The organism is Streptomyces sp. Go-475, from assembly GCF_003330845.1.
Taxonomy (GTDB): Bacteria; Actinomycetota; Actinomycetes; order Streptomycetales; family Streptomycetaceae; genus Streptomyces.
In genome coordinates this window covers 3547145-3573267 of the sequence record NZ_CP026121.1, presented here as the reverse complement: position 1 = coordinate 3573267, position 26123 = coordinate 3547145, and the positions used below count along the sequence as shown (strand labels likewise).

Sequence of the window (26123 nt, the reverse complement as noted above, 5' to 3'; positions counted from 1 at the left end):
ACGTCGTCGGGCTGATCACCCCTGCCCTGAAGACCTCACGACCTGACCGGGAGTACGCCCTCGTGGCCACATTCCTCTACACGCTCGGCCGGATCTCCTTCCGGCGACGCCATCTGGTCGCCCTGATATGGGTGGCCCTGCTGACCCTCGCCGGTGTCGGCGCGGCCAGCGCCCCCGCCGCCGGCAACAGCTCGTTCTCCATCCCCGGCACCGAGGCCCAGAAGGCCTTCGACCTGCTGGAACAGCGCTTCCCGGGCATGAGCGCCGACGGCGCCACCGCCCGCGTCGTCTTCAAGGCGCCGAGCGGCGAGAAGATGACCGACCCCGGCAACAAGGCGACGGTGCAGGAGACCGTGAAGGAGCTGGCCGACGGCTCCGAGGTGGCCTCCGTCACCGACCCGTACCGGGCGAAGGCCGTCAGCAAGGACGGCACGATCGCCTACGCGCAGGTGTCGTACAAGGTCTCCGGCATGGAGCTGGACGACGCCGCCAAGGACGCCCTGCAGGACACCGCGCAGGACGCGCGGAAGACCGGGCTGACCGTCGAGATCGGCGGTGACGCGCTCCAGGCGGTCCCGCACACCGGCTCCAGCGAGATCATCGGCATCGCCGTCGCCGCGGTCGTGCTCGTCATCACCTTCGGCTCGCTGGTCGCGGCCGGGCTGCCGCTGCTGACGGCCCTGATCGGCGTGGGCATCGGCGTCTCCTCGATCACGGCCCTGGCCGGCACCCTCGACCTCGGCTCGACCACCTCGACGCTGGCGATGATGATCGGCCTGGCGGTCGGCATCGACTACGCCCTGTTCATCGTCTCCCGCTACCGCGCCGAACTGGCCGAGGGCCGCGACCGCGAGGAGGCGGTCGGCCGGGCCGTCGGCACGGCCGGCTCCGCGGTCGTCTTCGCCGGACTGACCGTGGTGATCGCCCTGGTGGGCCTGGCCGTCGTCAACATCCCGATGCTGACGAAGATGGGCATCGCCGCGGCGGGCACGGTCGCCATCGCGGTGCTGATCGCCCTGACCATGATCCCGGCGCTGCTCGGCTACGCGGGCCGCATGGTGAAGCCGGCGGGGGAGAAGGGCAAGCTGCTCGGCCGGGCGAAGGCGCAGGCCAAGCCGGCCAAGCCCAACCTCGGCACCCGCTGGGCGAGCTTCGTCGTCCGCCGGCCGATCGCGGTCCTGCTGCTCGGCGTCGTCGGCCTCGGCGCGGCGGCCGTCCCGGCGGCGTCCCTGGAACTGGGCCTGCCCGACGACGGCTCCCAGCCCACCTCCACCACGCAGCGCCGCGCCTACGACCTGCTGTCCGAGGGCTTCGGCCCCGGCTTCAACGGCCCGCTGATGGTCGTGGTCGACGCCAAGGGCAGCGACGACCCGAAGGCGGCCTTCACCGCGACCGGCGACGAGATCAAGGGTCTGAAGGACGTCGTGACGGTGACGCCGCCGCGGCCCAACAAGGCCGGCGACACCGCCACCATCACCGTCATCCCCGGCTCCAAGCCGTCCTCCGTCACGACGGAGAACCTGGTGCACGGCATCCGGGACACCGGAGCCGGCATCAAGGCCGACACGGACGCGAACGTCCTGGTCACCGGCAGCACGGCGATGAACATCGACGTCAGCGAGAAGCTCAACGACGCGCTGGTGCCGTATCTGGTCCTCGTGGTCGGACTGGCCTTCCTGCTGCTGATCGTGGTCTTCCGCTCGATCCTGGTCCCGCTGAAGGCGGCCCTCGGCTTCCTGCTGTCGGTGCTGGCGGCGCTCGGCGCGGTCGTCGCGGTGTTCCAGTGGGGCTGGCTGTCGGACCTCATGGGCGTCGAGCAGACGGGCCCGGTCATGTCGATGATGCCGATCTTCATGGTCGGCGTGGTCTTCGGTCTGGCCATGGACTACGAGGTGTTCCTCGTGACCCGGATGCGGGAGGCCTACGTCCACGGCGAGAAGCCCGCCCAGGCCGTGGTCACCGGCTTCCGGCACGGCGCGCGGGTCGTGACCGCCGCCGCGGTCATCATGATGGCCGTCTTCGCCGGCTTCATCGGCTCGTCCGAGTCGATGGTCAAGATGATCGGCTTCGGCCTCGCCATCGCGGTCTTCTTCGACGCGTTCGTCGTCCGCATGGCGATCGTCCCGGCCGTCCTGGCCCTCCTCGGCCGCAGGGCCTGGTGGCTGCCCAGGTGGCTCGACCGCGTCCTGCCCAACGTGGACGTGGAGGGCGAGGGCCTGCGCACGGCCGACGACGAGGACAGGAAGCTCGTCCACGCCTGACGGCACACCGAGGGACCGGCCGGTGAGGGCTCCGTGGGGACGGGGACCCTCACCGGCCTCTCGCCGTCCCGGAGCCCCGACAACCCACTCGCATGCCCCATACACCCACCGCTACCGTGCCCTCCATGACGACGACAGCCGCCACCGACGCCGAGAACTCCGGAGCACACCCCCACTTCGTCGAGGCCCTGCGGGGTCTCGGGCTGGAGGGACTGGTCGGTCAGGTCCGCCGGTTCCCGGAGGTCACCCGCACCGCCGCCGAGGCCGCCGCCGCGCTCGGGTGCGAGCTGAGCCAGATCTGCAAGTCGCTGATCTTCGCGGCGGACGGGGTGCCGGTGCTGGTGCTCATGGACGGGGCCTCCCGCGTGGACGTCGAGCTCGTGCGGAAGGAACTCGGGGCGGAGAAGGTCACCCGGCCCAGGGCCGATGTGGTGCGGGAGACCACCGGGTACGCCATCGGCGGCGTGCCCCCCTTCGGGCACCGGACCAGGACCCGGGTGCTCGCCGACCGCTCCCTCCTCGCGCACGACACCGTCTGGGCCGCCGCCGGGACGCCGTACACCGTCTTCCCGATGGCGCCGCGGGACCTCGTCGGCCACGCCGGCGGCACGCTCGTGGACGTGCGCGAGCACACCCCGTGACGCCGCTGGTCACCACCGCCGTCCTGCTCGCCGCCGTCACCCACGCCAGCTGGAACGCCATCGCCCACAAGATCACCGACAAGCTCGCCGGCTTCGCGCTGATCTCGGGCGGAGGGCTCGTCATCGGGCTGGCCCTGGCGCCGTTCGTGGCGTTCCCGGCGGCCGGGGCGTGGCCGTACCTGCTGGGCTCAGCCGCCATCCACATCGTGTACTACGCGCTGCTGATGAAGTCCTTCCGGCTGGGGGACTTCGGGCAGGCCTACCCCATCGCGCGCGGCACCGCGCCCCTCGTCGTGACCCTGCTCGCCGCGCTCTTCGCACACGAGGTGCCCGACGGCTGGGCCGCCGCCGGCATCGCCGTGTCCTGCGCGGGCCTGACCGGCGTCGCCCTGTGGGGCCTGCGCGGGCACCGGCCCGACTGGGCGGCGATCGGGGCGGCCCTGGCGACCGGGCTGACGATAGCGGCGTACACCGTCGTCGACGGGCTGGGCGTGCGCGCCTCCGGGTCGTCCCTCGGGTACATCGCCTGGCTGATGGCCGTGCAGGGGACGGCCGTGCCGGCCTATGCCGTGTGGCGGTGGCGCGGGCGGACCGCGGTGACCCTGCGGCCGTTCGCCGCGATCGGACTGCTCGGCGCCGCGCTCTCCGTCGCCGCCTACGCCCTCGTCCTGTGGACACAGACCAGGGCCGAGCTGGCGCCCATCGCCGCCCTGCGCGAGTCGTCCATCATCGTGGGCGCGGCGATCGGGGCCGTGTTCTTCAAGGAGCGGTTCGGGGCGCCGAGGATCGCGGCGGCCGGGCTGCTCGTCGTCGGGATCGGGCTGATGCTGCACGCCGGTTAGGCCGCGTCAGGCGGGTGCGGACGACCAGTGCGAGGAGCACCCTGGAACTAGGTGTTCCGGAGGTGATCGTCATGATGCACACCACAATGGGATGGCACGTCGAGCTGGAGTTCATGGAGGACGACCAGCACACCCGGGCGGCCGCGCTGGTCCGTCTGCCCGACGGCACCGAGGTACGGGCGCACGGGCACGCGAGCCGGCACCGGTCCGACGTCAATCAGCCCAGGGTCGGGGAGGAGATCGCCGGGGCCCGGGCGCTCAACGAACTCGCCATGCGGCTGCTGACCAAGGCGCACGAGGAGATCGACCAGGCGTCCGGGCGGACCTCCCACCCGATCCACGTCTAGAGGTCCGGCGTCCCGGGGCTCGGTGTCCAGAGGTCCGGCGTTCAGAGGCCGAGTACGCCGCGCACCGCCCGGACCAGCCCCTGCGCCCGTGGGTCCGCCGTCACCGTCCTGCGGAAGCCGTTGGTGACGTAGCCGAAGGCGATGCCGGTCTCCGGGTCGGCGAAGCCGAGGGCGCCGCCGCGGCCCGGGTGGCCGAAGGAGCCCGGGGTCAGCAGCGGCGAGGCGCTGCCGTGCAGCATGTAGCCGAGGCCGAAGCGGGTGCCGACCACCAGGACCCGGTCGGGGCCCGCCGACTCCTCGGCCCGGGCCAGCTCCACCGTCTCCGGCGTGAGGAGGCGGGCGGCACCGGCCGTGTCGCCGATCAGCGTCGCGTAGAAGCGGGCCAGTCCGTCGGCCGTGGCGATGGCGTTGGTCGCGGGCAGGGCCGCGGCACGGTACGCCGGGTCGTTCTGCTCCGGGAACGGGGTGATCGCGGCGAAGGCCCGGCGGGTGAGCGAGGCCGGGTCCTGGTAGGCCTCGGTGACCGAGCGCTTGGGGCGGGCGCGCAGGGCCCCGGTCGGCTCGGGCCCCTCGACGCGGCCCACCCGCCCGACCCGGCCGGCCTCGGCCTCGGGCAGCCCGAGCCAGAGGTCCAGGCCCAGCGGGCCGGTGAGCTGCGCCGCGAGCCACTCGCCGGTGCCCTGCCCGGTGGTGCGCCGGACCAGTTCGTCGACCAGCCAGCCGTACGTCAGCGCGTGGTAGCCGTGGTCGGTGCCGGGCTCCCAGGCCGGAGCCTGCGCGGCCACGGCCTCCGGGCCGCGCCTCGGGTCGAGGGCTTGCTCGGGGGTGAGGGACCGGTCCAGGACCGGCAGCCCGGCCCGGTGGTTGAGCACGTGCCGGACCAGCACCCGCTCCTTGCCCCGCGCCTTGAACTCCGGCCAGTAGTGGCCCACCGGCGCGTCCAGGTCCAGCTGTCCGCGCTGGTGCAGCAGCAGGAGGACGGCGGCGGCGACCCCCTTCGTCGCCGAGCGCACGACCTGGGCGGTGCCGCGTTCCCAGGGGGCCGTGCCGTCGACGTCCTTCGTGCCGGCCCACAGGTCGACGACCCGCTGTCCGTCCCGGTAGACGGCGACGGCCGCGCCCCGCTCCCCGAGCGTGGCGAAGTTCTTCACGAACGCGTCCCTCACCGGCTCGAAGCCCTCGGCCACTGTGCCGTGCACGTCCACGTCCGTACCCCTCCTGGTCTCGCCGACTCGCTCCTCTTCACCCAAGCAGGATCGTCACGTCGATGTTCCCGCGGGTCGCGTTGGAGTACGGGCAGACCTCGTGGGCGGCGTCCACCAGCCGGGTCGCGAGGTCGGGGTCGACGACCGGGAGGGAGACGCTGAGGGCGACCGCGAGGCCGTAGCCGCGCTGCTGGTTGGGGCCGATGCCGACCTTCGCGGAGACCGTGGAGCCGGTGAGGTCGTAGCCCTCGCGGTTGCCGACCATGATCAGGGCGTTGTGGAAGCAGGAGCTGTAGCCGGCCGCGAAGAGCTGTTCGGGGTTGGTGCCGTTGCCGTCGCCGCCGAGTTGCGGGGGCATCGCGACCTTGAGGTCGAGCTGTCCGTCCTGGCTGGTGACATAGCCTTCGCGGCCGCCGTGGGCGGTGGCCTCGGCGACGTACATGATCTTCGTGGGACGGGTGTCGTGGGTGGCGACAGCGGTGCCGTCGGTCATGGTGGGCCTTCCCCGGGAACAGAGGCGCGCAAATACATCGTGCACAAGGTACTGACCAGTAATCAGGTCGCTGTTACCAGGGGGTAGCAACCGGGGGTAACCCGAGATCAGCGGGCCTGGTCCGCCGCCGACGCGGCCTGGTCCGCCGCCGATCCGGCCCGGTCCGCCAGCCGCCACAGCTCCTCCCGGAGCCGTACCGCCTCCGGTTCGTCGAGCCCGGTCGCCGCCAGCAGGGCCCCGGGCAGCCGCCCCGCGCGCTCCCGGAGCTCCTCACCGCGCCCGGTCACGGCCACGAGCACCGACCGCTCGTCCCGCGCGGACCGCTCCCGCCGCAGCAGACCCGCCGCCTCCAGCCGCTTCAGCAGCGGCGAGACCGTGCCGTAGTCGAGGCGCAGGGCCGCGGCCAGTTCCTTGACCGTGGTCTCACCGCGCTCCCAGAGGACCAGCAGGGCGAGGTACTGCGGGTAGGTGAGGCCGAGGTCGTCGAGAAGCGGACGGTAGGCGGCCGTCACCGCGCGCTGGGCGGCGTACAGCGCGAAGCACAGCTGCTGGTCCAGCAGCAGCGGACCGTCGCTCTCCTCGTTCGTCACGCGCCCATTGTCACGGACGGGCCCCGGCGGCCGGCACGGAACGCGGATCGAAACCGAACGGCAGCTCCAGGCGGTGGGCCCGCATCAGCTCCTCGTCGGACAGCAGCTCGGCGGTCGGGCCGTCCGCGGCGATCACGCCCTCGCTGAGGACCAGGGAGCGCGGGCACAGCTCCAGCGCGTAGGGCAGGTCGTGCGTGACCATCAGCACGGTCACGTCCAGGGAGCGCAGGATGTCCGCCAGTTCGCGGCGGGAGGCGGGGTCCAGGTTGGAGGAGGGCTCGTCCAGGACGAGGATCTCCGGCTCCATGGCGAGCACGGTCGCGACGGCCACCCGGCGGCGCTGGCCGAAGGAGAGGTGGTGCGGCGGGCGGTCCTTGAACTCCGCCATGCCCACCCGCGCCAGCGCCCGGTCGACGCGCTCCTCCAGCTCCGGCCCCTTCAGCCCGGCCGCCGCCGGCCCGAACGCCACGTCCTCCCGGACCGTCGGCATGAAGAGCTGGTCGTCCGGGTCCTGGAAGACGATGCCGACCCGGCGCCGGATCTCCGCCATGTGCTGCCTGCCGACGGGCAGCCCGGCGACCTTCACCGTGCCGGTGCCGCCGGTCAGGATGCCGTTGAGGTGCAGCACGAGGGTCGTCTTGCCGGCGCCGTTCGGCCCGAGCAGCGCGACCCGCTCGCCGCGCGCGATGGAGAAGTCGACACCGAAGAGGGCCTGGTGCCCGTCGGGGTAGGCGAAGGCGAGGCCGGAGACCTCGAGGGAAGCAGTCACAGGGTCCATCCCAGCAGACAGACGAGGAGGGCGGCGCAGGGCAGGGCGAGGGCGTACGACCACTGCGCCCGGGACGCGGTCACCTCGTCGATCACCGGCATGGAACCGGCGTAGCCACGGCTGACCATGGCCAGGTGCACCCGCTCCCCGCGCTCGTAGGAGCGGATGAACAGCGCGCCCGCGGACTTGGCCAGCACGCCCCAGTGGCGCACGCCCTTCGCCTCGAAGCCGCGTGACTCCCGGGCGATCCGCATGCGCCGCATCTCGTCCGTGATGACATCGCCGTAGCGGATCATGAAGGACGCGATCTGCACGAGCAGCGGCGGGAGCTTCAGCCGCTGGAGGCCGAGGAGCAGTTCGCGCAGTTCGGTGGTGGCGGCGAGGAGTACGGAGGCGGCGACGCCGAGCGTGCCCTTGGCCAGCACGTTCCAGGCGCCCCACAGGCCGTTCACGCTCAGGGACAGCCCGAGGACCTCGACCCGCTCGCCCTCCGCCACGAACGGCATCAGCACCGCGAACGCCACGAACGGCACCTCGATCAGCAGCCGCCGCAGCAGGAACCCGGCGGGCACGCGCGCGACGGCCGCGACGACGCCCAGCAGCACGGCGTACAGCCCGAACGCCCACATCGCCTCGCGCGGCGTCGACACCACGACGACCACGAAGGCGAACACGGCGGCGAGCTTGGTGTGCGGCGGCAGCCCGTGCACGGGCGAGTGCCCGTGCCGGTACAGCTTGTGCGCGTGCCCCGCACCCATGTCAGACGCTCGTGGTGCTGGTCGTGCTGGTGGCGCCGGTCGTGCTCGCCGTCTCCGACGGGGAGACGTCGTCCGTGCGGCGCCGGCGCACCGCCCAGAACACCGCGCTGCCCGCGACGACCGTCACGCCGACGCCGATGACCCCCGCGAGCCCCCCGGACAGGCGGGCGTCCTCGACGTCCTTCACGCCGTAGTCGGCGAGCGGGGAGTCGGCCACCGCGTGGTCCTCGGCCTTCTTGTCGATGCCGTGGTCGGCGGCGACCTTCTCCAGGCCGTCGGGGTCGGCGGAGGCGTAGAAGCTGACGAACCCGGCCAGGACCAGGGAGGCGGCGAGCCCGGCGGCCCACACCTTGCCGTGCGAGGTCCGGGCGGCGGCCGGCACCGGCTCGGGCTCGGCGGCGGGGGCGTCGACCAGTTCGCCGTTCACCCGCAGCTTGAGCTTCTGCGTCAGCCCGCGCGCCCCGTACACCAGGTCCGGGCGTACGGCGATGACCGCGCCGACGGTCAGGGCGGTGATCACGGCCTCGCCGATGCCGATCAGGACGTGCACGCCGACCATGGCGGTGGCGACCTTGCCGATCGAGACGTCGGTGGTGCCGCCGACGGCGTACATCAGCGTGAAGGCCAGGGCGGCGGCCGGGACGGAGACCAGCGCGGCGACGAAGGAGGCCGCGGTGACCGACCGGCGGGTGCGGGGCAGCACCTTCACCAGGCCGCGGAAGAGGGCGTAGGCGACGACCGTCGTGACGATCGCCATGTTGGTGATGTTCACGCCGAGCGCGGTCAGGCCGCCGTCCGCGAAGAGGATGCCCTGCATGAGCAGGACGACGGAGACGCACAGGACCCCGGTGTAGGGGCCGACGAGTATCGCGGCCAGCGCACCGCCGAGCAGATGACCGCTGGTCCCCGCCGCGACGGGGAAGTTCAGCATCTGCACCGCGAAGATGAACGCCGCGACGAGCCCGGCCAGCGGCGCCGTGCGCTCGTCGAGTTCCCGGCGCGCGCCGCGCAGGCTCACGGCGATGGCGCCCGCGGCGATCACACCGGTGGCGGCGGACGTGGGGGCGTTGATGAATCCGTCAGGTACATGCACCGTTCGATGATGTGGCTTGATGCGAACGGTTTGCAAGAGCGTGATGCTCCTTTTATCTCATCCGTGATATGTGCGGCCCCCAGGGGCGCAATCCGGAAAATATGCGACATTGGAGAAGGAGTGAACGCACAGTCTCCACACAGGTGGCGCACGGTGAAGGGGCCGTCCGATGTCCGTAGTCGAGCAGTACGCGCGAGCCCACATCGTCACGGACGCCGACGTGCCGCTGACCGACGAGCTCGAGGCGGTTCCGGTCACCCTGCGCTACGACCCCGAACGAGACCCCCGCGCCGTGCGCATCGCACTGCCCGGGACGGGGGGACGCGAGTGGACCTTCGACCGGGCACTGCTGGAGGAAGGCCTGCGGGCCCCCACGGGCAGCGGCGAGGTACGCGTATGGCCGTGCGGCCGGGTCCAGGCCGTGGTGGAGTTCCACTCCGCACAAGGCGTCTCGGTGGTCCAGTTCGAACGACAGGCGCTGCTGCGGTTCCTGCGGCGGACGTACATGGCCGCCGCGGAACCGGTCACGCACTGACCTGCGGGTTCAGTCGCCCATCTTCAGCAGGGCCGCCACGATCGGGCCGGCCGTCGAGCCGCCGTGGCCGCCCTGCTGGACCACGCCCGCGGCGGCCAGGTCGCCCCGGTAGGCGGTGAACCAGCCGTTCGGCTTCTTCTGGCCGTCGACCTCGGCGGAGCCGGTCTTGGCGCCGACGTCGCCGGTGACCCCGGACATCGCCTCGGCGGCCGTGCCCGCCGCGGCCGTGTACGCCATCAGCTCGCGCAGCTGGGACAGTGTGCCCGCCGACATCGTGCGCGAGGCCGTCGCGAGCTTGCGGTCGTCGACGTCCGGGGAGACCAGGTAGGGCTGGTGGAACGTGCCGGACTTGACCGTCGCCGACACCGACGCCATGTTCAGCGGGTTCATCCGGACCCCGCCCTGCCCGATCAGCGAGGCGCCCATCTGGGCCGCCGACTGCACCGGCACCGCGCCGTCGAAGGACGGCACCCCGATCGCCCAGTTGTTCATGCCCAGCCCGAACACCTGCTGGGCCTGCTTGGTCAGGTCGTCGTCCTTCAGCTTCGGCGCCTGGCTGATGAAGGCCGTGTTGCAGGAGCGGGCGAAGCTCGCCTTGAACGTGCCGTTCTTGATCTCGAACTTGTCGTCGTTCTGGAACTTCCAGTGCCCGTACGTGAAGTACTTCGGGCACGGGTGCTTCTTGTCCGCCGAGGCCAGGCCCTTCTCGATCAGCATCGAGGCGGTGATGACCTTCATCGTGGAGCCGGGCGCCAGGGAACCCTGGAAGGCGGTGTTGAAACCGGGCGAGGCGTTGGCGGCGGCCAGGATCTCGCCGGTCGACGCGCGCAGCACCACCACCGACGACCGGGCCTTCTTCGCGACCTGCTGCTCGGCCGCCGCCTGGAGCGCCGGGTCGAGTGTGGTCTTGACGGTGCCCGGCGTGCCCTCGCTCAGCTCCAGCAGCGTCTTGTCGGACAGGTTCTTCGCCTTGGCGGCCTTGCCGCGCACGACCCGCAGCTCGATGCCGGCCTTGCCGCCGGCCTTCTTGCCGTACTTCTCGCGCAGCCCGTCCAGCACGGGGCCGATGGAGGCGTACTTCTGCTTGGTCAGTTCGCCGCCGTCCCGGTCGAGCGCCTTGACCGGGGGTGTGCCCGCCTCGCCGGTGACCAGCTCGTCACCGTCCCGCAGATCCGGGTGGACGACCGCGGAGTGCCAGTCGACCAGCGGCTTGCCGTCGCTGGTGCGGCGGACGACGGTCAGCGCGCTGTCGTACGCCAGCGGCTTCTCGGTGCCCTTGTAGGACACCGTGGCCTTGACGGAGAAGGGCACCTTGTCGCCGGTGGGCTTGCCCGGGGTGAGGGTGACGTCCTTGATGCGGGCGTCCTTGCCGTAGCCGGTGAGCAGGGCCCGGGCCGCGGCCGAGTCGTCGGTGGCCGCCGCGGCCTGCGGGACCTTCCCCGACTGCCAGGCGGTGAGGAAGGCCCGCGCGGTGGTCGTGACCTCGGAGGGCGACAGCGGGCCCGTCTTCACCTCGGCCTTCTGGTCCGAGGCCGCGCGGGTCCCGTCGTCGGCCGCGGCACCGCCGCCGTACAGCGCGTAGGCGCCTGCCCCGGCTCCGACGACGACCACGGCGATCACCCCGCCGATCACGGCGGGCTTCGTCTTCCGTCGCTCGGCGACGCGCCTTCTGTTGCCCACTGCTGTCCGTCCTCCGCGAATCCCCAGGGTCCCCGTTGCCCTCAGCTGTCCCAACGACGGCCACCACCCTAGAGTCCCGTCACGCGGAGGTGAGATCAGCCACCTGTTCGTAGCACGGCTGCGACAATCGGCCCGGCCGCGTCGCCGCCGTGGCCGCCCTGCTCGGTCATGGCCGCCGCCGCGATGTCGTTGCGGAACCCGGTGAACCAGCTGTTGGACTTGGCGTTGCCGTCGACCTCGGCGGAGCCGGTCTTGGCGCCGATGTCGCCGCCCAGCCCCGCCATGGCCGCCTGGGCGGTGCCCTGGGTCGCGGTGAGCCGCATCATCTGCTTCAGCTGGGCGGCGGTGCTCGGCTTCAGGCCCTCGGCCCGGGCCAGCTGCCGGCCGTCGAGCTCCGGCGAGACCAGGTAGGGCTGGCGGAAGGCGCCGGTGATCGCGGTCGCGGTGACCGACGCCATGTTCAGCGGGCTCATCTGGACCTGGCCCTGCCCGATGGCGCCGGCCGCCCGGTCCGGTCCGCCGACCGCGGGGACGTTGCCGTCGAAGGAGGCGATGCCCGTCTTCCAGTTGTCCTGCCCGAGCCCGAAGTGCTGCTCGGCCTCCTGGGTCAGCGAGGCGTCGGTGAGCGGCTTCTCGTCGATGAGCTTGATGAAGGCGGTGTTGCAGGACCGCATGAAGCTGTTGGCGAGGGTGGCGTTCTCGTTGGGCCGCATGCCGGTCAGGTTCTTGAACGTCTGGCTCTGCCACACGGCGGTGTCGGGGCAGGGCGCCGGGCCGTTCATGGAGGTCACGCCGTTGTCGATGAGCATCGCGGCGGTGATGATCTTCATGGTGGAGCCGGGTGCCGCCTCGCCCTGGAAGGCCGCGTTGAAGCCGTCCGTGCGGTGGTTGGCCACCGCCAGCACCTCGCCGGTGCTGGGCTTGACGGCCACCACCGACGACTGGGCGAACCGCTTCACCGCCTGCTCGGCCGCGGCCTGCGCGCTCGGGCTGATCGTCGTGGTGAGCTTGCCCGGCTTGCCCTTGGCGAGGGTCAGCAGCGGGGTGTCGGGGGCGCCGTCACCCGCGTGCCGGATGACCAGCTCGATGCCCGGGGTGCCGCCGGCCTCCTTGCCGTACTTGTCGCGCAGGGCGTCCAGGATCGGGCCGAGGGAGGGGTACTTCTCCTTCGTCAGCTCCGAGCCGTCACGGCCCAGGGCCTCGATCGGCGGGGTGGCCGAGGTCTCCGTGACGAGGGTGTCGTCCCGCTTCAGCTCGGGGTGCACCACCGACGGCTGCCAGTCGACCAGCGCCCGGCCGGTGGTCAGGCCGCGCACGACCGTCAGCTCGCTGCTGTAGCTCAGCGGCTTGGACTTCCCGCCGTAGGCCACCTTCGCCTTCACCGTGTACGGCACGGTGGTGCCCTTCGCCGCGCCGGGCGTGATCTTCACGTCGGTGATGTGCGCGTCGTCGCCGAAGGCCGTCAGCAGTTGCTCGGCCGCCGCGTCGTTGTTCGTGTACGACGCCGCCTGGGCCGCCTCGCCCTTCTCCCAGGCCGCGAAGAACGCGGCCGTGGTCTCCTTGACCTCGTCCTTGCCGGGCGGCCCCGACTTCTTCTCCGCGGCCACCCCGCTGGTGCCGCCCCCGTCGCTGCTCAGCGCGCTCACGATGTTGTAGGCCCCGTACCCGGCCCCGCCCACCATCACCGCGAACACACCGCCTATGACGGCGGCCTTGACCCCCTTGCCCATCAGGCGGTCCCCTCCCGTTGAGCTTCACACGCTCCTTTGAACGCGTTCAGAAAGCTCGATCCGGTGCACTCTATGCGCAGAGGGTGACAACCGTGACCCGAGTTTCGATTTTTGACCGAACCGTGGTCACACCCACGTGTCCAGCCACATCCGCGCCCGCCAGTCGTCGATCGGGATCGCGGTGCCCGTGTACAGCGGCCAGAAGTAGATGAAGTTCCAGGCGATCAGCAGGACCAGGACGCCCGCGGCCGTGGCGCCCGCGACGCGGCGGGTGTCGGAGGAGCGGGGCGGGCCGGTGATCGCGCCGAGGAGCATCGCCACCGCCAGGCACAGGAACGGCAGGAAGACGACGGCGTAGAAGAAGAAGATCGTGCGCTCCTGGTACATGAACCAGGGCAGGTAGCCGGCCGCGATGCCGCAGGCGATGGCGCCCGCGCGCCAGTCACGGCGGAAGAACCAGCGCCACAGGACGTAGAGGACGGCGAAGCAGGCGACCCACCACAGCAGCGGTGTGCCGAGCGCGAGGACCTCGCGGGCGCACTTCTCGCCGGCGTCGGCGGGGCAGCCGTCCTTGCCGGGCGCCGGCGACTCGTAGAAGTACGACACCGGGCGGCCGAGGACGAGCCAGCTCCACGGGTTGGACTGGTAGGTGTGCGGCGAGGACAGCCCGACGTGGAACTCGTACACCTGGTGCTCGTAGTGCCACAGGCTGCGCAGCCAGTCGGGCAGGAAGGTCCAGTTGCCGCCCTTGCCGGCGGTCGCGGCCCAGTTGCGGAAGTAGCCGCCGGAGCCGTCCGTGGCGGAGAGGATCCAGCCGGTCCAGGACGCGAGGTAGGTGACCAGGGCGACCGGCACCGTGGCGAGGAAGGCGAGGCCCGTGTCGCGCTTGAGGACCGCCGTGTACGGGTGCCGGGCACCGGCGACCCGGCGCGAGCCGACGTCCCACAGGACCGCCATCAGGCAGAACGCGGCCAGGATGTACAGGCCGTTCCACTTCGTGCCGATGGCCAGGCCCAGCATCAGGCCCGCCGCCCAGCGCCAGGGCCGCCATCCGAGGCGGGTCGTCTCGGCGGTGTGCCGGTCGGGGCGGACGCGGCCGTCGGCGTCCGCCGGGAGCGCGGCGGCGAGTTTCGCGCGGGCCCTGTCCCGGTCGACGAGCAGACAGCCGAACGCGGCCAGCACGAAGAACATCAGCACGCCGTCGAGCAGCGCCGTGCGGCTCATCACGAAGTGCAGGCCGTCCAGCGCCATCAGCGCGCCCGCGAGGCAGCCGAGGAACGTGGAGCGGAACAGCCGCCGGCCGATCCGGCACAGCAGCAGCACCGACAGCGTGCCGAGCAGGGCCGTCATGAACCGCCAGCCGAAGGGGTCGAAGCCGAACATCAGCTCGCCGAGCCCGATGACGTACTTCCCGATCGGCGGGTGCACGACGTACGCCGCCTCCGTCGGGACGGGGACGTGCCCGCCCGACGACAGGACCAGGTTGTTCGCGTTCTTGTCCCAGCTGACCTCGAACCCGCGGTGGACGAGGCCCCACGCGTCCTTGGCGTAGTACGTCTCGTCGAATATCACCGCCTTGGGGCTGCCCAGGTTCCAGAAGCGCAGCACCCCGGCCAGCAGCGTGACCAGCAGCGGGCCGATCCAGCCCGACCAGCGCACCAGCCGGCCCACGAGCGTGTGCGGGACGCCGAGCGCCGCCCACAGGCGCGGGGAGGGCTCGGTGTACGGCGGCACCAGGCGGTCACGGACGTCAGAGGCGTCGCTTCTGGGCTGCCCCTGGTAGCCGAAGCGGCGCAGCCGCTGCTGCCAGGACGGCCGCTGCTCGTGCGGCGCCTGGCCCTGCCGGGTGTCCGTCGAGGACGCGGTACTGGTCACCGCGCCATCGTAGGGAACCGTTCTGTGTGAGTCCCGTGCATGGCCGGTATGCGTCCCCATCCTCCGCCCCTGGGAGGAGTCCGCGCCCCGCGCCCCTGGGAGGATGGGGGCGTGACCGGAACCCTCGTACTCGCAGGCACCCCCATCGGCGACATCACGGACGCCCCGCCCCGGCTCGCCGAGGAACTGGCCGGAGCCGATGTCGTCGCCGCCGAGGACACGCGGCGGCTGCGGCGGCTGACCCAGGCGCTGGGCGTGACGCCCAAGGGGCGGGTGGTGTCCTACTTCGAGGGCAACGAGGCCGCGCGGACGCCGGAGCTGGTGGAGGAACTGGTGGGCGGGGCGCGGGTGCTGCTCGTCACGGACGCGGGGATGCCGTCCGTGTCCGACCCGGGGTACCGGCTCGTCGCCGCCGCGGTCGAGCGGGACGTGCGGGTGACCGCCGTGCCCGGGCCGTCCGCGGTGCTGACCGCGCTGGCGCTGTCGGGGCTGCCCGTCGACCGGTTCTGCTTCGAGGGGTTCCTGCCGCGCAAGGCGGGGGAGCGGCTGGGGCGGCTGCGGGAGGTGGCCGGGGAGCGGCGGACCCTCGTGTACTTCGAGGCTCCTCATCGGCTGGACGACACGCTCGCGGCGATGGCCGAGGTGTTCGGCGCGGAGCGGCGGGCGGCGGTGTGCCGGGAGCTGACCAAGACGTACGAGGAGGTTCGGCGGGGCGGGCTCGGCGAGCTGGCGGCCTGGGCCGCGGAGGGGGTCCGCGGCGAGATCACGGTGGTCGTGGAGGGGGCGCCGGAGAAGGGGCCCGAGGAGGTCGGACCCGAGGAGCTGGTGCGGCGGGTCCGGGTGCGGGAGGAGGCGGGGGAGCGGCGCAAGGAGGCGATCGCCGCGGTGGCGGTCGAGGCCGGGGTGCCGAAGCGGGTCGTGTTCGACGCGGTGGTCGCCGCGAAGAAGGCCGACGGTGGGGCGTGAACCCCCTCTGAGCAGGGCGCATGTCGGATGAGCGTGCGCCCCATAGGTCGGCAAAGGTGACCGGCGCCCGGGGCAAGGAACGTCCAATTCCGCGCCAATAGTCGACAGGTCTGCTGCCTTCGGTCCGGCTGAGGAGTCCACTGGGTTGCGGGGACGGAATCGTCCTCACGCCACAGCGGAACAGGAGCTGGCATGAGTGAGATCGCAGGGCAGACCGGGCTCCGCGCCGGTGCGAGTGCCGTCGTCAACGAGTCGTACTCCTTCGCCTGCATGCGCTGCGGGTACGGCTGGGAGCAGTCCTACGAGATAGAGCACCACACGGACGCAGCGGGCCGTGAGTTCGTCCTCTACGTCGCGGACGGCAAGGTCGTGCCCTCCCCGTTGAGCAAGCCCACGTGCCAGAACTGTGACGGCCACGTCGTGCGGATCATGCGGCCCGGCCGGGTCGAGTCGGCGCGCAACGCGGCGCACCGGCCCCACCGCGTGCCGCCGCCCGCCGGGCCCGTGGAGGCGCCCGCCGCGGCGGCCGAGTCCGGACAGGACAGGCCCGAGGGCCACCACTGGCACCTGTCCGACCTTCTGCACCCCTTCCAGCGCAAGGCGAGCTGACCCGTCCGGCTCCCCTTGAAGACGCCCTCCCCGGTCCTCCCCCATCGGGGAGGGCGTCGCCCTTTCGGCGGACCAGAACCTTCGCCGGATCGCGGACAACGGCTTTCGTAGGATCGGGGCATGCCTGCGAACGACTCCGACAAGCACGCCGCGCCTCCGCTGCCGGACCCCCTCCGGGTGCCGGTCGCCGACTCCCACACACACCTGGACATGCAGTCCGGCACGGTCGAGGAGGCGCTGGCCAAGGCGGCGTCGGTCGGAGTGACGACCGTCGTGCAGGTCGGCTGCGACCTGAAGGGCTCCCGCTGGGCGGCCGAGACGGCCGCCGCGCACGACGCCGTCCACGCGACGGTCGCCCTGCACCCGAACGAGGCGCCCCGCATCGTCCACGGCGACCCCGACGGCTGGTCGCGGCAGGGTGCGCGTGAGCCCGGCGGCCGGGCGGCGCTGGACGACGCGCTCGCCGAGATCGACCGGCTGGCCGCGTTGCCCCAGGTCAAGGGCGTCGGGGAGACCGGCCTCGACTACTTCCGCACCGGGCCCGAGGGCAAGGAGGCGCAGGAGCGCTCCTTCCGCGCCCACATCGAGATCGCCAAGCGGCACGGCAAGGCCCTGGTGATCCACGACCGCGAGGCCCACGCCGACGTCCTGCGCGTGCTGAAGGAGGAGGGCGCCCCCGAACGGACCGTCTTCCACTGCTACTCCGGCGACGCCGAGATGGCGGAGATCTGCGCGAGCGCGGGCTACTTCATGTCCTTCGCCGGCAACGTCACCTTCAAGAACGCCCAGAACCTGCGGGACGCGGTGGCGGTGGCCCCGCTGGAGCTGCTGCTCGTGGAGACGGACGCGCCCTTCCTCACACCGGTGCCCTACCGGGGGCGGCCCAACGCCCCGTACCTGGTGCCGATCACGGTGCGGGCCATGGCCGCCGTGCGCGGCGTCGACGAGGACACGCTGGCCGGGGCGCTCGGCGCGAACACGGCACGCGCGTTCGGATACTGACCCCCGCACCCGCCTCACCGCACGACTGTGCGTAGTCGCGTCGCTTTGGAGAGTGACGGCCGCTCCGCTAGGTTCTGGGGGCCCGATCCGGACCCCTCTGGACCCCCTCCGGCCCCTGGAGCGTGTCGGCGTGAGCAACGCGCAGTACGAGACGTACGAGACCTACGGCCCGGCCTACGCGGACCCGGCGTACGGCGGTTTCGACGCACCGCCCGCCGACCTGCACAGCGCCGACACGCTCGGGTACGGGACGGTCGGCACGCTCGGGTACGGGACGGCCGACACGCTCGGGTACGGGACGGCCGACACGCTCGGGTACGGGACGGCCGGCACACCGGGCGCCTACGACGACACCTACCGGCCCGCCTACGAGGCGCCCACTCTGCCCGCGCTGCCGCGGCAGGGCGCCCCGGACGACGAGCCGGCGCCCGCGCGCGCCGAGCCGGGTGCGGAGGCGCGAGCCGGATCGCGTGCCGCGTCGCGCACCGGCTCGCACCGCAGGTCCGCGCGCCGGCGCAAGGCGCGGTACGCCGAGCGCCCGGACGGCTCCATGCGACGGCTGCTCCCGCAGGCCCTGGTCGTCGCCTTCCTCGCGGGCGGCACCACGGCGTTCGTCGCCAAGGACAAGGCCATCGAGCTGAACGTCGACGGCAGGGCGCGCACCCTGCACACCTTCGCCGACGACGTCACCGAGCTGCTCGCGGAGGAGGGCGTCGAGATCGGCGCCCACGACGTGGTGGCGCCCGGCCCCGGCACGGAGATCACCAGCGGTGACGAGGTGGCCGTGCACTACGCCCGCCCGGTCCGGCTCACCCTCGACGGCCACCGGCGCGAGGTGTGGACCACGGCCCGCACGGTGGAGGGGGCGCTGCGGCAGCTGGGCGTGCGGCAGGAGGGCGCGTACGTCTCCGCCGCGCGCTCCCGGCGCATCGGGCGCGAGGGGCTCGCGCTGGACGTACGGACCGAGCGCACGGTCACGATCATGGCGGACGGCCGGGCCCGGACCGTCCGCACCAACGCGGCGACCGTGCGGGAGGCCGTGGCGGAGGCCGGGATCACCCTGCGCGGCCAGGACACCACGTCCGTCCCGCAGGGCAGCTTCCCGCGCGACGGGCAGACCGTCACGGTGCTGCGCATCACCGGCGGCAAGGAGGTCCGCGAGGAGGTGATCCCCTTCCAGGTGCGGCGGACGCAGGACCCGACCCTGTTCAAGGGCACGGAGGTCGTGGAACGCGCGGGCGAGCCGGGCCTGCGCCGGGTGACCTACGCCCTGCGCACGGTCAACGGCGTCAAGCAGAAGCCGCGCCGGGTCAGGTCCGAGGTGGTGCGCGAGCCCCGCCCGCAGCTGGTGAAGGTCGGCACCAAGCCGCGCCCCGCGTCCGTGCAGGGCGCCGACCACCTCGACTGGCAGGGCCTCGCGGCCTGCGAGTCCGGCGGCCGCCCCGACGCGGTCGACCCGTCGGGCACGTACGGCGGCCTCTACCAGTTCGACACCCACACCTGGCAGGCCCTCGGCGGCCGGGGCCGCCCCCAGGACGCCCCGGCGGCGGAGCAGACGTACCGGGCGAAGAAGCTGTACGTGCGGCGGGGCGCCAGCCCGTGGCCGCACTGCGGGGGACGGCTGCGCGGGTAGGCCGGTGGCCGCACGGGCAGGCCGTGGCCGGACGGGCAGGCCCGTGGCCGCAGGCCCGCACCGAACCCCCCGTACCCTTGTCCCCGTGACCAGCCCCACCCCCGACGCCCTCCTCGGCCCCGCCGACATCCGCGAACTCGCGGCAGCCCTCGGCGTGCGCCCCACCAAGCAACGCGGACAGAACTTCGTGATCGACGCGAACACGGTCCGCCGTATCGTCCGCACCGCAAAGGTCCGCCCCGACGACGTCGTCGTCGAGGTCGGGCCGGGGCTCGGGTCCCTCACCCTCGCGCTGCTGGAGGTCGCCGACCGGGTCACGGCCGTGGAGATCGACGACGTGCTCGCCGCCGCGCTGCCCGCGACCATCACGGCCCGCATGCCCGAGCGCGCCGACCGGTTCGCGCTCGTCCACTCCGACGCGATGCACGTGTCCGAGCTGCCGGGCCCCGCCCCGACCGCGCTGGTCGCCAACCTCCCCTACAACGTGGCCGTCCCGGTCCTGCTGCACATGCTCGACACCTTCCCGAGCATCGACCGCACCCTCGTCATGGTCCAGGCGGAGGTCGCCGACCGCCTCGCCGCACCGCCCGGCTCGAAGGTCTACGGCGTCCCCTCGGTCAAGGCCAACTGGTACGCCGAGGTCAAGCGCGCCGGAGCCATCGGACGGAACGTGTTCTGGCCCGCGCCGAACGTGGACAGCGGCCTGGTCTCCCTGGTCCGCCGGACCGAGCCGATCAGGACGACGGCCACGAAGGCCGAGGTCTTCTCCGTCGTCGACGCCGCCTTCGCCCAGCGCCGCAAGACGCTGCGGGCCGCGCTCGCCGGCTGGGCCGGCTCCGCCGCCGCCGCCGAGGAGGCCCTCGTCGCCGCCGGGGTCTCGCCGCAGGCCCGGGGCGAGTCGCTGACCGTGGAAGAGTTCGCGCGTATCGCCGAGCACCAGGCGAACCGGCACAAGGAGAAGGAGCCCGCGTGAGCGTCACCGTCCGCGTCCCCGCCAAGGTCAACGTCCAGCTGGCGGTCGGCGCCGCCCGCCCCGACGGCTTCCACGACCTGGCCAACGTCTTCCTGGCGGTCGGCCTCTACGACGAGATCACCGTCACCCCCGCCGACGCACTCCGCGTCACCTGCGAGGGCCCCGACGCCGACCAGGTCCCCCTGGACCGGACGAACCTCGCCGCGCGCGCCGCGATCGCGCTGGCCGAGCGGTACGGCCGCAGCCCCGACGTCCACGTCCACATCACCAAGGACATCCCCGTCGCCGGCGGCATGGCGGGCGGCAGCGCGGACGGCGCCGGCGCCCTGGTCGCCTGCGACGCGCTCTGGGAGACCGGCGCCTCCCGGGAGGAACTCCTAGAGATCTGCGCCGAGTTGGGCAGCGACGTGCCGTTCAGCCTGGTCGGCGGGGCGGCCCTCGGCATCGGCCGGGGCGAGCGGCTGACGCCCCTGGAGGTCGGCGGCACCTTCCACTGGGTGTTCGCCATGGCCGACCGCGGCCTGTCCACCCCGGCGGTCTTCCGCGAGTTCGACCGGCTCGGCGAGGGCACCGACATCCCCGAGCCCGTCGCCTCGCAGGAACTCCTCGCCGCCCTCGCCAAGGGCGACCCGGACGCGCTCGCCGCGGCCGTCTCCAACGACCTGCAGCCCGCCGCCCTCTCCCTCTTCCCGGAACTCGCCGGCACCCTGGCCACCGGCCGCGCCGCCGGTGCCCTCGCCGCCCTGGTCTCCGGCTCCGGCCCGACCACGGCGTTCCTCGTCCGCGACCCGGAGTCGGCGGCCGCGGTGGCGCAGGCGCTGGTGGCCTCCGGCACGTGCCGGACCGTACGGACGGCCTCGGGCCCGGCGCCGGGGGCGACGGTCGCGGGGCGTTGATCCCGTGCGGCGGGCGGTTCCCCGCGCTTAGACTCCCCCGGTTGTCCAGGACGGGGGAGACGCGTGGAAGAACTGGTCGGGGCCGTACGGCGCGCAGACGCGGAGGAGGTCCGGACCCTCCTGGAGTCCGGGGCCGACCCCGACACCCTCGACGACGGCCTCCCGGTCCTGTGCCGGGCGGTGGCGGCGTACGACGAACCCGTGGCCGAAGCGCTGCTGGCGGCCGGAGCCGACCCCCTGCGCCGGCTGCCCGACGGGAGCACCCCGCTGCTGCGGGCCGTGGACGGCGGGTCCCTTCACATGGTCCAGGCGCTCGCCACCCACCGGGTGCCGCTCCCCGCGCCGGAGCGCGAGGGGCTGCTGGCCCGGGCCCGGCACTGGACCGAGGCGGGCGTGGAGGCGGAGCTGCGCCGGCTCACCGGCCTCACTGGGCCCGCCGAGCGGATCCGGGTCGAGGACGACGAGGTCGGCTGGTGGTGCGAGCAGCTCACCCTCGGCGGGCTGACCGTGCGCGACGAACACCGGGCGATCCTCACCTCCATGGAGGCCCGCTACGGCATCCGCACCCCCTTCGACGAACTCGTCGCGCGGGCCCTGGCCCACCCCGACCGGGACCACGTCGTCTGGTCGGACGTGGTGTTCACGCTCGGCCGCCGGGTCGACGAGGAGACCTGGCAGTGGAGCAGGGACCTGCTCAACCACCCCGACCGGACGCACCGCCTGCTCGCCGCCGACCTGCTGCTGTCGCTGATCATCGGGGACATCGAAAAGGGACGCGCCCCGTTCTGGGAACGCGGGCGGGAACTCGTGCCCTGGGCCGAGCAGGAGGAGGACCCGGAGGTGCTGGCGGTCATCCTCCAGGCGATGACCCACGACAGCGCCCCGGAGATCGAGGCCGTCGGACTGTCCCACCTCGGCCACCCGGACCCCCGGGTGCGGGCCCTGGTCCCCGGAACCCTCGGCCAGTCCGAGGACGGCCGGTCCCTGACCGGTCCCGAGAGCCTCACCGCGGTGCGCACCCTGGCCCGCGACGAGGACCCCGGCGTACGCGAGGCGGTGTGCCACTGGCTCGCGCACTACCGGGGGCACGAGCCCGAGGTGGGGGACACGCTGGTCGCCCTCACCCACGACGAGCGGCAGGAGATCCGCATCTGTGCCGTGTCCGGCCTGGCCGTGCGCGACGATCCGCGCTGCGTGGAGGCGGAGCACCGGATCGGCCCCCGCGACGACAAGCTGCCGTTCGACGAGCGGCTGCTGGACGTGTGGCGCTACCAGCGCCGCAGGGAAGCCGCCGGGCCCTCCTGAACACCCCGGCCGGAGCACCCCGCCGCCCGACTACCCTGGAGGGTCGATCCATCCCCCTCGTCAGGAGCGAAATGGCCGTCAACCTGGTCAATGTCGAGAACGTCAGCAAGGTGTACGGCACCCGTGCCCTGCTCGACGGCATCTCCCTCGGCGTCTCCGAGGGGGACCGCATCGGCGTCGTCGGCCGCAACGGCGACGGCAAGACCACGCTGATCCGGATGCTCGCCAAGCAGGAGCACGCCGACACCGGGCGCGTCACCCACTCCGGCGGTCTGCGCCTCGGCGTGCTCACCCAGCACGACTCCCTCGACCCCGAGGCGACCGTGCGGCACGAGGTCATCGGCGACATGGCCGACCACGAGTGGGCCGGTGACGCCAAGGTCAGGGACGTGCTGACCGGCCTGTTCGGCGGCCTCGACCTGCCGGGCTTCCTCAAGGGGCTCGACACGGTCATCGGCCCGCTGTCCGGCGGTGAGCGCCGCCGCATCGCGCTCGCCAAGCTGCTCATCGAGGAGCAGGACCTGCTCGTCCTGGACGAGCCCACCAACCACCTCGACGTCGAGGGCATCGCCTGGCTCGCCCGGCACCTGCAGAACCGCCGCTCGGCGCTGGTCTGCGTCACTCACGACCGCTGGTTCCTGGACCAGGTGTGCACGCGCATGTGGGACGTCCAGCGCGGCGCGGTCTACGAGTACGAGGGCGGCTACTCCGACTACGTCTTCGCCCGGGCCGAGCGCGAGCGCATCGCCGCGACCGAGGAGGCCAAGCGGCAGAACCTCGTCCGCAAGGAGCTGGCCTGGCTGCGCCGCGGGGCACCGGCCCGGACGTCCAAGCCGCGCTTCCGGGTCGAGGCCGCCAACGAGCTCATCAAGGACGTGCCCCCGCCCCGGGACAGCAGCGAGCTGATGCGCTTCGCGTCCTCCCGGCTCGGCAAGACCGTGTTCGACCTGGAGGACGTCACCGTCCAGGCCGGCCCCAAGGTCCTCCTCAAGCACGTCACCTGGCAGCTCGGCCCCGGCGACCGGATCGGCCTCGTCGGCGTCAACGGCGCCGGGAAGACGTCCCTGCTGCGGGCCATGGCCGAGGCGGCCCGGACCGACGGCGAGGCCCAGCCGGCCGGCGGACGCGTCCGCGTCGGCAAGACCGTGAAGCTGGCCTACCTCTCCCAGGAGGTCGCCGAACTCGACCCGAACACGCGCGTGCTGGAAGCCGTGCAGCAGGTGCGCGAGCGCGTCGACCTCGGCAAGGGGCGCGAGATGACCGCCGGGCAGCTCTGCGAGACGTTCGGCTTCACCAAGGAGAAGCAGTGGACGCCCGTCGGCGACCTCTCCGGCGGTGAGCGCCGCAGGCTCCAGCTGCTGCGCCTGCTCATGGACGAGCCCAACGTCCTCTTCCTCGACGAGCCCACCAACGACCTCGACATCGAGACGCTGACGCAGCTGGAGGACGTCCTCGACGGCTGGCCCGGCTCGATGATCGTCATCTCCCACGACCGGTTCTTCATCGAGCGCACCACCGACCGGGTGTTCGCGCTGCTCGGCGACGGCGCCCTGCGGATGCTGCCGCGCGGCATCGAGGAGTACCTGGAGCGACGGCAGCGCATGGAGGAGGCCGCGGCCGCCTCCGCCCCCGCCGCCGCACCGCAGACCGCCGCCCCGGAGAAGAGCGCCGCCGACCAGCGCGCCGCCAAGAAGGAGCTGCAGAAGATCGAGCGGCAGCTCGACAAGGTCTCCGAGCGCGAGACCAAGCTGCACGCCCAGATCGCCGAGAACGCCACGGACTTCGCGAAGGTGGCCGAACTGGACGCCGAGCTGCGGGAGTTGGCCGGCCAGCGCGAGGAGCTGGAACTGCGGTGGCTGGAACTCGCCGAGGACGCGTGAAGGGTGCGTGAAGGCGCATAACAACGGCATCACGGGCCGGTCCTCCCTTGGGAACAGGGGATGACACGGCCCGGTGTGCTGTCGGTACCGGGTGATAGAAAGAGCCGTCTGAGAACTTTATGAAGCGACTCTGAGCCCATCGCGTGCCTCAGGGCGTGGCTAAAAATCAGTGATCGAACGGGGGGAGCGACTGATGACTCAGCCGCCCAGTCAGCCACCGCACGGTGGCTTCGGAGCACCGCAGGACCAGCCGCCGCAGGGCGGAGGTCACGGAGCACCGCAGACCCCGCCACCGCCCCAGGGCCCGCCGCAGCCGGGGTACGGCTACCCGCAGCAGCCCCCGCAGCAGCCCGGGCCGTACGGCCGGCCCGGACCGTACAACTCCGGCCCCTACGGCCAGCCGCAGCAGCCGGGTCCGTACGGCCCGCCGCAGCAGTCAGGCCCGTACGGCCAGCCCCAGCAGCCGGGCCCCTACGGCCAGCCCGGCTACGGCTACCCGCAGCAGCCGCAGTACCCGGGCGCGCCCGGCACCCCGCCCCCGGGCGGCTCCCGCAACCCCTTCAAGGGCAAGCCGGCCCTCGTCATCGGCGCGGCCGTCGCCGCGCTGCTCGTGGTCGGCGGCACGGTGTGGGCGGTCACCGGCGGCGACTCCGGCGAGGGGCAGAAGAAGCCGGTCGCCCAGGCGAGCGACGACGCCAAGCCGGACGCCACCGGACCGGTCAACCCCGGTGACGGCAGCGGCGACGGCGGCGAGGACCCGGAGAACCTCAACGAGGGCCGCCAGGCCGGCGAGGCCAGGGTCCTCTGGTACAAGGAGGCGCCCGACGCGCCCGGCTCCGGCGCCGAGGCCCCCGGCATGTGGATCACCGGCAGGACGGCGGTGAAGGCGGCGTACAAGCAGCTCGTCGCCTACAACGTCGGTGACGGCAAGCCGGCCTGGGACGCCATCACCTTCCCCCACAAGATCTGCGCGACCACCCCGCAGCAGACCTCCGACGGCAAGATCGTCGTCGCGTACATGAGCGGCAGCAGCGACCGCGCCAAGTGCAACCAGCTGCAGGAGGTCGACCTCGACACGGGCGACAAGGGCTGGAACCAGAAGGTCGCCGACGGCGCCCTGTTCGACTCCACGCTCTCCGTCGAACTGTCCATCACCGGCAAGACCCTGATGGTCGGCCGCTCCCAGTCCGGCACGGCGTACGACGTGACCAACGGCGACAAGCTCTTCGACAAGAAGCGCTACGGCAACGCCTGCTTCCCCGCCGCGTTCGCCGGCGGCGAGAAGCTGATCGCCGTCTCCTCCTGCGGTGCGGGCACCGACAAGGCACACGACGAGGTGCAGGAGCTGGACCCGCGCACCGGCAAGGCGAAGTGGACCCAGCCGTTCGACAAGGGCTGGCGGGTCGCGCGCACCTACTCGGTCAGCCCGCTGGTCGTCTACAGCACCAACGAGGACAAGAAGGCCTGGAACATCTCCACCTTCACCTCCGGCGGCAAGTTCCGCTCGCAGGTCGCCTTCGACGAGGACTTCGCCCCCGAGTGCGGCTGGGCCATCCTGGAGCGCGACCTCACGGGCTGCCAGGGCGTCGCCGTCGACGACACCACGCTCTACCTGCCGACCGAGGCGACCACCGGCGCCAACGAGATCGTCGCGGTCAACCTCGCGGACGGCAAGGAGAAGTGGCGCGTGAAGTCCCCGGCCGACGAGTCGATGCTGCCCATGAAGACCGAGGGCGGAAAGCTCATCGCCTACGTGCAGCCCTCGTACGACGCGGGCGGCCAGATCGTGTCCATCCCGACCGGCGGCGGCAGCCACAAGCCGGTCAGGCTGCTGCAGAACCCGCAGGGCGCGGCGGACATCGAGGACAGCTTCTTCTCCAAGGACATCGACTGGGTCGACGGGCGCTTCTACATCTCGACCACCCGGCTGAGCGGAAACGACGACACCAAGGAGAAGTTGATGCTCGCCTACGGCAAGTGACTCCTCTCCCTTCCCCTTCCCCTTCCCTTTGTCGTTCGTACTCGCCGCCCGTCCCCCTC

Annotated in this window: 23 protein-coding genes; 14 read left to right on the top strand and 9 right to left on the bottom strand. The window is 72.5% G+C overall.

Translation table 11 applies throughout. From position 1 onward, the window contains the following. Window positions 1-62 precede the first annotated feature (62 nt). The 4 genes from C1703_RS16275 (at window position 63) to C1703_RS16260 (ending at window position 4091) form a co-directional block, all read left to right on the top strand. A complete protein-coding gene (locus tag C1703_RS16275) occupies window positions 63-2261 on the top strand; it encodes an MMPL family transporter (protein WP_114253533.1) in 2199 nt (732 codons plus the stop codon). 125 nt (window positions 2262-2386) lie between these two features. Next, window positions 2387-2902 carry a YbaK/EbsC family protein gene (locus C1703_RS16270; protein WP_114253531.1) on the top strand — a complete coding sequence of 172 codons (516 nt, stop codon included), beginning with the start codon at window positions 2387-2389 and terminating at the stop codon, window positions 2900-2902. Beyond that, window positions 2899-3744: a DMT family transporter gene (locus C1703_RS16265; RefSeq protein WP_114253529.1), complete on the top strand. Its 846-nt coding sequence runs from the start codon at window positions 2899-2901 to the stop codon at window positions 3742-3744. The genes C1703_RS16270 and C1703_RS16265 overlap by 4 nt, the downstream gene beginning before the upstream one ends. Window positions 3745-3815: 71 nt before the next feature. After that, the gene (locus C1703_RS16260) at window positions 3816-4091 is read left to right on the top strand and encodes a DUF1876 domain-containing protein (RefSeq protein ID WP_114257447.1); all 276 of its coding nucleotides are present in this window, start codon (window positions 3816-3818) and stop codon (window positions 4089-4091) included. Between the two features lie 41 nt (window positions 4092-4132). Here the strand turns inward: C1703_RS16260 and C1703_RS16255 are convergent, their stop codons facing one another. The 6 genes from C1703_RS16255 to C1703_RS16230 form a co-directional block, all read right to left on the bottom strand. Beyond that, on the bottom strand, window positions 4133-5296 hold the full coding sequence (locus tag C1703_RS16255) for a serine hydrolase domain-containing protein (protein ID WP_114253527.1): 1164 nt from the start codon (window positions 5294-5296) through the stop codon (window positions 4133-4135). 37 nt (window positions 5297-5333) lie between these two features. After that, window positions 5334-5789: an organic hydroperoxide resistance protein gene (locus C1703_RS16250; RefSeq protein WP_114253525.1), complete on the bottom strand. Its 456-nt coding sequence runs from the start codon at window positions 5787-5789 to the stop codon at window positions 5334-5336. A 107-nt stretch (window positions 5790-5896) separates the two neighbouring features. Continuing rightward, on the bottom strand, window positions 5897-6379 hold the full coding sequence (locus tag C1703_RS16245; RefSeq protein WP_114253523.1) for a MarR family transcriptional regulator: 483 nt from the start codon (window positions 6377-6379) through the stop codon (window positions 5897-5899). A 10-nt stretch (window positions 6380-6389) separates the two neighbouring features. Next, window positions 6390-7157: an ABC transporter ATP-binding protein gene (locus C1703_RS16240; protein WP_114253521.1), complete on the bottom strand. Its 768-nt coding sequence runs from the start codon at window positions 7155-7157 to the stop codon at window positions 6390-6392. Beyond that, complete coding sequence (gene cbiQ, locus C1703_RS16235) at window positions 7145-7906, bottom strand: cobalt ECF transporter T component CbiQ (RefSeq protein ID WP_114253519.1); 762 nt, start codon at window positions 7904-7906, stop codon at window positions 7145-7147. The genes C1703_RS16240 and cbiQ overlap by 13 nt, the downstream gene beginning before the upstream one ends. Before the next feature lies 1 nt (window position 7907). Beyond that, the gene (locus C1703_RS16230) at window positions 7908-8999 is read right to left on the bottom strand and encodes an energy-coupling factor ABC transporter permease (protein WP_114253517.1); all 1092 of its coding nucleotides are present in this window, start codon (window positions 8997-8999) and stop codon (window positions 7908-7910) included. Window positions 9000-9168: 169 nt separating this feature from the next. Between C1703_RS16230 and C1703_RS16225 the strand changes: the two genes are divergently transcribed. Continuing rightward, complete coding sequence (locus C1703_RS16225; RefSeq protein ID WP_114253515.1) at window positions 9169-9534, top strand: SsgA family sporulation/cell division regulator; 366 nt, start codon at window positions 9169-9171, stop codon at window positions 9532-9534. Between the two features lie 9 nt (window positions 9535-9543). Here C1703_RS16225 and C1703_RS16220 read toward each other — a convergent pair whose 3' ends face one another. From C1703_RS16220 to C1703_RS16210, 3 genes are all read right to left on the bottom strand, one after another. After that, window positions 9544-11214: a penicillin-binding transpeptidase domain-containing protein gene (locus tag C1703_RS16220; protein ID WP_114253513.1), complete on the bottom strand. Its 1671-nt coding sequence runs from the start codon at window positions 11212-11214 to the stop codon at window positions 9544-9546. A 95-nt stretch (window positions 11215-11309) separates the two neighbouring features. Further along, window positions 11310-12944: a penicillin-binding transpeptidase domain-containing protein gene (locus C1703_RS16215; RefSeq protein ID WP_114253512.1), complete on the bottom strand. Its 1635-nt coding sequence runs from the start codon at window positions 12942-12944 to the stop codon at window positions 11310-11312. A gap of 126 nt (window positions 12945-13070) precedes the next feature. Further along, a complete protein-coding gene (locus C1703_RS16210) occupies window positions 13071-14819 on the bottom strand; it encodes a phospholipid carrier-dependent glycosyltransferase (RefSeq protein ID WP_198678186.1) in 1749 nt (582 codons plus the stop codon). A 111-nt stretch (window positions 14820-14930) separates the two neighbouring features. Between C1703_RS16210 and rsmI the strand changes: the two genes are divergently transcribed. The 9 genes from rsmI to C1703_RS16165 all read left to right on the top strand — a co-directional run bounded on the left by rsmI (window position 14931) and on the right by C1703_RS16165 (window position 26064). Further along, window positions 14931-15785, top strand: a complete 855-nt coding sequence (gene rsmI / locus C1703_RS16205; RefSeq protein WP_114253508.1) for a 16S rRNA (cytidine(1402)-2'-O)-methyltransferase — start codon at window positions 14931-14933, stop codon at window positions 15783-15785. 192 nt (window positions 15786-15977) lie between these two features. Then, window positions 15978-16394, top strand: coding sequence for a hypothetical protein (locus C1703_RS16200; RefSeq protein ID WP_114253506.1), 417 nt, complete (start codon window positions 15978-15980; stop codon window positions 16392-16394). A 120-nt stretch (window positions 16395-16514) separates the two neighbouring features. Beyond that, window positions 16515-17396, top strand: a complete 882-nt coding sequence (locus C1703_RS16195; RefSeq protein ID WP_114253504.1) for a TatD family hydrolase — start codon at window positions 16515-16517, stop codon at window positions 17394-17396. 130 nt (window positions 17397-17526) lie between these two features. Next, on the top strand, window positions 17527-19029 hold the full coding sequence (locus C1703_RS16190; RefSeq protein ID WP_114253502.1) for a resuscitation-promoting factor: 1503 nt from the start codon (window positions 17527-17529) through the stop codon (window positions 19027-19029). A gap of 85 nt (window positions 19030-19114) precedes the next feature. Next, entirely contained in the window at window positions 19115-20002 is an 888-nt protein-coding gene (gene rsmA, locus C1703_RS16185; RefSeq protein ID WP_114253500.1) for a 16S rRNA (adenine(1518)-N(6)/adenine(1519)-N(6))-dimethyltransferase RsmA, read from the top strand. Beyond that, on the top strand, window positions 19999-20898 hold the full coding sequence (locus C1703_RS16180; RefSeq protein ID WP_114253498.1) for a 4-(cytidine 5'-diphospho)-2-C-methyl-D-erythritol kinase: 900 nt from the start codon (window positions 19999-20001) through the stop codon (window positions 20896-20898). The genes rsmA and C1703_RS16180 overlap by 4 nt, the downstream gene beginning before the upstream one ends. Window positions 20899-20961: 63 nt before the next feature. Then, a complete protein-coding gene (locus tag C1703_RS16175) occupies window positions 20962-22203 on the top strand; it encodes an ankyrin repeat domain-containing protein (RefSeq protein WP_114253496.1) in 1242 nt (413 codons plus the stop codon). Between the two features lie 71 nt (window positions 22204-22274). Next, the gene (locus C1703_RS16170) at window positions 22275-24083 is read left to right on the top strand and encodes an ABC-F family ATP-binding cassette domain-containing protein (RefSeq protein ID WP_114253494.1); all 1809 of its coding nucleotides are present in this window, start codon (window positions 22275-22277) and stop codon (window positions 24081-24083) included. 193 nt (window positions 24084-24276) lie between these two features. Continuing rightward, on the top strand, window positions 24277-26064 hold the full coding sequence (locus C1703_RS16165) for a PQQ-binding-like beta-propeller repeat protein (protein WP_114253492.1): 1788 nt from the start codon (window positions 24277-24279) through the stop codon (window positions 26062-26064). Window positions 26065-26123: the final 59 nt, after the last annotated feature.